The following is a 4,983-nucleotide window of genomic DNA, read 5'->3' as shown; positions in this document are numbered from 1 at the left end:
AGGCGGCGCTGAGCGAACAGGCAAAGCCAAGAAGCGTGGCACGGATGGTCGGAACGGCATTGTCGGCCAGCGCCTCGCGATTGAGCATCGCTTGCTCGAAGACGCGTGACGGCGCCGGCAGTATCGTGGCCCTGATGCCGGAATAGGTGGCATAAAGCTCCCACGCCAGCAGGAGCAAACCGGCCGAGATCATGGCCGGCATTGCCTTGACGAGAAAGCTCGCGATCGGGCGCGAAGCGACTGATGATGAGACCACGGGAGATAACCTTTGACGGCCGCGAGAGCGGCGCGGCTTCAGACGGCCGACGGGCTGTTGGCCGAGACCGTGACGTCGAGGGTTACGTGGCCAGCGCCTGGTCCGAAACGGCAGAAAGCCTCGTCCAGCGCCGAAAAGATCGCACCGGCATCACCGCGCAGTTTCGTGCAGAAATGTTTGGAGCGCTCATAGACGCCGGACTGCTTGAGAAAGTCTATGCAGCCGTAGATCTCGTCCATGTGGTCGTCTGTGCCCATCACATAGAGCGAGAACTGCGCCGCCGCCGGCTGGCCGGTGGCAGCAGCATTGCGCACCGCCGCGATGGCCGCGTCCTTGCGGGGGCCGAGTGGACCGACGGGCCCGCCAAACGCATCGGAGCGGCAGATCGGATCGTCCGGCTCGCCAGGGCAGCCGCGCGAGATGGTGGCCGACAACACGCAATGTTTGCCGCTGCGTGCCGCCGCCACGAAGAGGTCGCGCATGGCAGGAAACAGCACTTCGGGCGGCCCGATCAGCAAGGTCGAGATGTCGTCGGTCTCGATCCTGAGTTTGTCGCGCCAGGGATCGAGCGCACCGAGCGCGCCAAGGATGACACCGACGAAATCGTCGGTCATGGGATATAGGGAAATCTGTGCGCCTGAAAACATCGCCCGCCTCGCTCCGCTGGTATTACCCAGATCAGCTTCTAGGGTCTGTGGGCTTGCCGCCCCCGTCTCAGCCCCGACCGTACGGAGCACCCCTGTGGATGTGCGCCTTAAAGCATCATTCGAGTTGAAGGAAAAGCCGTTTTTTTTATCGCACTGCGCCAAAAGCATTGCGCCAGGGCGGGAGCGGTTGGCTCTGCCGGCGCGAGAATTTATCGGGAACCTTCACCAGGCCGCGAGGTTGTCCCACCAGTCGCTACGCGACGAGTTCACAGACAATGGAGACAAACCATGTTCATGAAAATCCTCGCAGCTTCGGCGCTCACCATTGGCCTGGCGACATCGGCCATGGCGCAGAGCAATGGCACAAGCGGCACCGACGGATCCGGCGGCAGCGGCAAGTCGGTCACCGTCGACCCAAATACGCCGGCTTCGCCGAACACGGTAGACCCCGGCACGACCAACAGTACGACGGTAGCACCGGGCGCCACGAATTCAAACGCGGATGAAAATTGCCCTGCCCATCCGCAGGGCGCACAGCCCGATGCCAGTGGAACGTCGCCGGGCACCACCGCGCCGACAGTTAATGACAACCATTGCGGCAAGTAGGAATTGCAATGAAAAGAAGCCGCGGAGCGAGCGCTCCGCGGCTTCTCAAATCCTGTCGTATCAGTGTATCTACGGCACCGCTTTTTCCCGAACCGGCAGCTTCCACCCCGGCCTGACGAAGTGGCAGGTGTATCCGTTGGGGTATTTCTCCAGATAGTCCTGATGCTCGGGCTCGGCTTCCCAGAAGGGGCCAACGGGTGCGACTTCGGTGACGACCTTGCCCGGCCACAGGCCCGAGGCATCGACATCGGCGATCGTGTCCTCGGCGATGCGCTTCTGTTCGTCGCTGGTGTAATAGATCGCCGAGCGATAACTCGTCCCGACATCGTTGCCCTGGCGGTTGCGGGTCGTCGGATCGTGGATCTGGAAAAAGCGTTCCAGCAGCGTGCGATAGCTTATGATGGCCGGATCGAAATTGATCTCGATGGCTTCGGCATGGCTGCCGTGGTTGCGGTAGGTGGCGTTGGGCACGTCGCCGCCGCTGTAGCCAACACGGGTGGAAATGACGCCGGGATAGCGCCGTATCAAATCCTGCATACCCCAGAAGCAGCCACCGGCAAGGACTGCGCGTTCGGTCGAAGTCGCCATATCACGTCTCCTCAAAGGCAAGTTTGTCTGGACATAGATGGGCATTGTCACCTGCTTCGTCCAGCGGACCGGCGGATCTGCTTCAGTTGCTCGGTCGGGCGAGGCCGTCGATAGCACCCGGCAACTGCCGCGCGCCAGGCGGAATGGCTGCGAAGCTGATCGCCACCGGCGGCGCCTTGAGCGACCAGTCGAAAAGAACGGTTTTGATCGGGATGTCGCCCACCCACGCCTGCAGATAAGATGGCACATCGCGCCCGGGCCAGACCAGCAATATGCCATGCTCGCGCAGCCGCTCCTTGGTGATCCAGGGGGCGTACTGCATGTTCAGTTCGGTGAAGATCGACGGCTTGTCATAGGCATTGAGGCCCGCCAGCGGCGCAATAAGGGCATGGCCGCCGACGATGTCGAGCCGATCGGGCGTCGCAGCGTGCCAGACAGCCTCTGCCTCATCCGAGATCTTTTGCGCCGGCCAGCAGACGGCGTCCATGCGCCCACGCAGATTGCATTTCGTCCAGCGGATGCCCGCATAGGCACCGGATATGCCGACAATGGAGATGAGCGCGCAGATCGCCAGCTTTCGCATCTCGATGGCGCCGAGGCGATGGCCCAGCAAGGCGAGCGCCACAACGCCAGCAAGATTGTACATCGGCGCGCCCCAGGCCTCGCCGGCGCCGGTGAACAGGGACGCCACCATGACGAGGATCGCCGGGCCAACCCCCATCCACAAGAGATAGACCAGCGTGCCGCGCCCGACGGGCTTTTGCGGCGCGGGCGAGCGCCGCAGCAGCCCTGATATCGCCAGCACCAGAAGAAAGCCGCAGAGCCCAGCCATCTGGACGCCGATATAATAAAAGCGGGAGCGATGAGCCACCACCCACTGATCGCGCCAGGCGGCATAGGTCAGCGGCAGGAAATCGACGCGGCAGAGTTCGGCGGCCAGTGGAGCGGCGACAGCGCCGAAAACCGCGAGCCCGAGCCATGGCCAGGGCGTGGCGAGCCGACTGCGTGCGCGTGTGTCCGACAGCAGCCAGATCGCCCCGAAAAGCAATAATAGGCCGGTGGAAAGCTTGGCATAGAGCCCGACGCCCGACACCAGCCCGAGCGCCAGCCACCAGCCCGGCCCACCACCACGGCCCGCACGCCACAACAGCCAGCAGATAGCGGCCCAGAAGGGCATCTGCGCGTAGTCATGATTGAACTGTGGGGTCGGCCAGCCGAAGAAATAGAGCGACGGCATCAGAAGCACGGCGGCCAGCGCGCGGGTTCGCCCGAGCATGTCGCGGGCCAGCAGATAGACTAGCACGAAAGTGGCCGAGATCGTTAGCTGAGCCACGAGATATTGCGGCCAGCGGAACGATCCGGTCAGAAGATGGCTGATCTCGAGCAGCCAGCCGGGAAGCTGTGGATGCTTGTAGGTCAACAGCACCCATTCGCGGCCCCACATGAAGCCTTCGACGACATCGTTGGGCGGTGACACGTCGACAAGCGCGGGCGCCACGGTCCAGCACAGGATCTGTGTCAGGCATAAAAGCGCCAGGCCGGCTTCTGGATAGCGCGTCAGCCCCTGCCAGATCGACGACTGCCGCCAGTCGCCTGGAACAGAACTGCCGACCGGCAGCCAACCGTTCATGGGTTCGTCGATTCGCGTCATGCGGTGGATAAATCACACCGGACGGTTTTTGGAACAGCCCAGAACTCGAAGCTTACGAAAATGTAAACTTGGGTGACCATGGCAAAACCAAGATTGAGGCAGAGTTTCGCGCCACCATGCCGCCTCTCTCATCATCACATGCCAGCAGGACAACAATGGAACACGCCGTCCCGGAGCGCCCTGAACATGCCGGGCACGGCGCATCGGGCGTGATCGCGGCAGGCGTCGCCTACGCCTGACCGGTTCCCGTCCCCCAAAAAGCATCCAGGATTTGATAAATGCGCCACCACCATGCCATCATCCACTACCGTGCGCTCGATTTCTGGATGGCCCGTGCGGCCGTTCTCGTCATCATCTGCCTGCAGCTTCTGGTCATCAACAATCTCTCATTCGGACCGCGCTGGCTAGCGCCCGCGCTGGAGGCCGCTCTGCTGCTGCCCTTGTCGGTGGCCACCGCCTGGACACAGGCCGCCACCCGCAAGGCGGTCGAGGACCACGAGTGGCATGCGATCGGCCAGTTTCGGGTCATGATCCGCAGAACAGCCCTGACCATGACCGCCATCATCAGCATCATGAACTGCGGTTCGCTGGTCCTGCTGGTGCGTGCCTTGCTGGAGGGCCATGCCGGCAACAGCGGCACGACGCTGCTGATCGACGCACTCAACATCTGGGTCACCAACGTCATCGTCTTTGCCTTGTGGTTCTGGAGCACCGACCGCGGCGGCCCGCCGACCTGCGGCCTCGTCAAGCTTGCGCAGGCCGATTTCCTGTTCGCGCAGATGACGTTGAACGACCGTGACCTCCGAGATTGGCTGCCCGGTTTCGTCGATTATTTCTTCCTCGCCTTCACCAATGCGACAGCGTTTTCGCCCACCGATACCTTGCCCCTTTCCCAGCGCGCCAAGCTGCTGATGATGGCCGAGGCCATGATCTCGCTGCTGACCATCGCGCTGGTCGCGGCACGCGCGGTCAACATCCTCGCTTGATCGGCCCGACACGCGAAATAGCCCGCCCGGCGCACCGGAACGGGCTATTTTGGGTTGCCTTCGACAGTTGAAATGCAGCGCCGGCCTAGTGGCGCTTGCCCAGCCTGTAGCTGTTGCCGCCCAGCAGGTTCACGCCGAGCCCGCTCAGAACGCCACCGACGATGCCGGTCTTGTTGCCGTTCAGAATGCCTGAGACGACATTGCCGCTCAGGATGTTGTTGCCGCTGAGCACGTCGTTCAGCGCGGTGA

General features: G+C 62.8%; 5 protein-coding genes, 1 pseudogene and 1 riboswitch. Of the genes and pseudogenes, 2 read left to right on the top strand and 4 right to left on the bottom strand.

Annotated features, from left to right (window positions below):
• Positions 1-256: pseudogene (locus EN969_RS16530) on the bottom strand (ABC transporter permease); the annotation flags it as partial.
• A 38-nt stretch (positions 257-294) separates the two neighbouring features.
• Positions 295-903 carry a YkoF family thiamine/hydroxymethylpyrimidine-binding protein gene (locus EN969_RS16525; protein ID WP_063170276.1) on the bottom strand — a complete coding sequence of 203 codons (609 nt, stop codon included), beginning with the start codon at positions 901-903 and terminating at the stop codon, positions 295-297.
• A riboswitch (TPP riboswitch) is annotated at positions 894-1,007 on the bottom strand. Its footprint overlaps the gene before it by 10 nt.
• Positions 1,008-1,191: 184 nt before the next feature.
• Between EN969_RS16525 and EN969_RS16520 the strand changes: the two genes are divergently transcribed.
• Positions 1,192-1,509 (top strand): hypothetical protein, encoded by a 318-nt coding sequence (locus EN969_RS16520; RefSeq protein WP_013530794.1) that lies wholly within the window; start codon positions 1,192-1,194, stop codon positions 1,507-1,509.
• 69 nt (positions 1,510-1,578) lie between these two features.
• Here the strand turns inward: EN969_RS16520 and msrA are convergent, their stop codons facing one another.
• A complete protein-coding gene (gene msrA / locus EN969_RS16515; protein WP_013530793.1) occupies positions 1,579-2,097 on the bottom strand; it encodes a peptide-methionine (S)-S-oxide reductase MsrA in 519 nt (172 codons plus the stop codon).
• A gap of 82 nt (positions 2,098-2,179) precedes the next feature.
• Positions 2,180-3,727: a glycosyltransferase family 39 protein gene (locus tag EN969_RS16510; RefSeq protein WP_063170277.1), complete on the bottom strand. Its 1,548-nt coding sequence runs from the start codon at positions 3,725-3,727 to the stop codon at positions 2,180-2,182.
• Positions 3,728-4,026: 299 nt separating this feature from the next.
• Between EN969_RS16510 and EN969_RS16505 the strand changes: the two genes are divergently transcribed.
• Positions 4,027-4,734 (top strand): hypothetical protein, encoded by a 708-nt coding sequence (locus EN969_RS16505; RefSeq protein WP_013530791.1) that lies wholly within the window; start codon positions 4,027-4,029, stop codon positions 4,732-4,734.
• The last annotated feature ends 249 nt before the right edge of the window (positions 4,735-4,983 follow it).

It is taken from the genome of Mesorhizobium sp. M7A.F.Ca.CA.003.01.2.1 (genome assembly GCF_003998945.1).
Taxonomy (GTDB): domain Bacteria; phylum Pseudomonadota; class Alphaproteobacteria; order Rhizobiales; family Rhizobiaceae; genus Mesorhizobium; species Mesorhizobium ciceri.
Note: the sequence above shows the minus strand (reverse complement) of the source record. Positions and strands in the feature narration are given on the sequence as shown.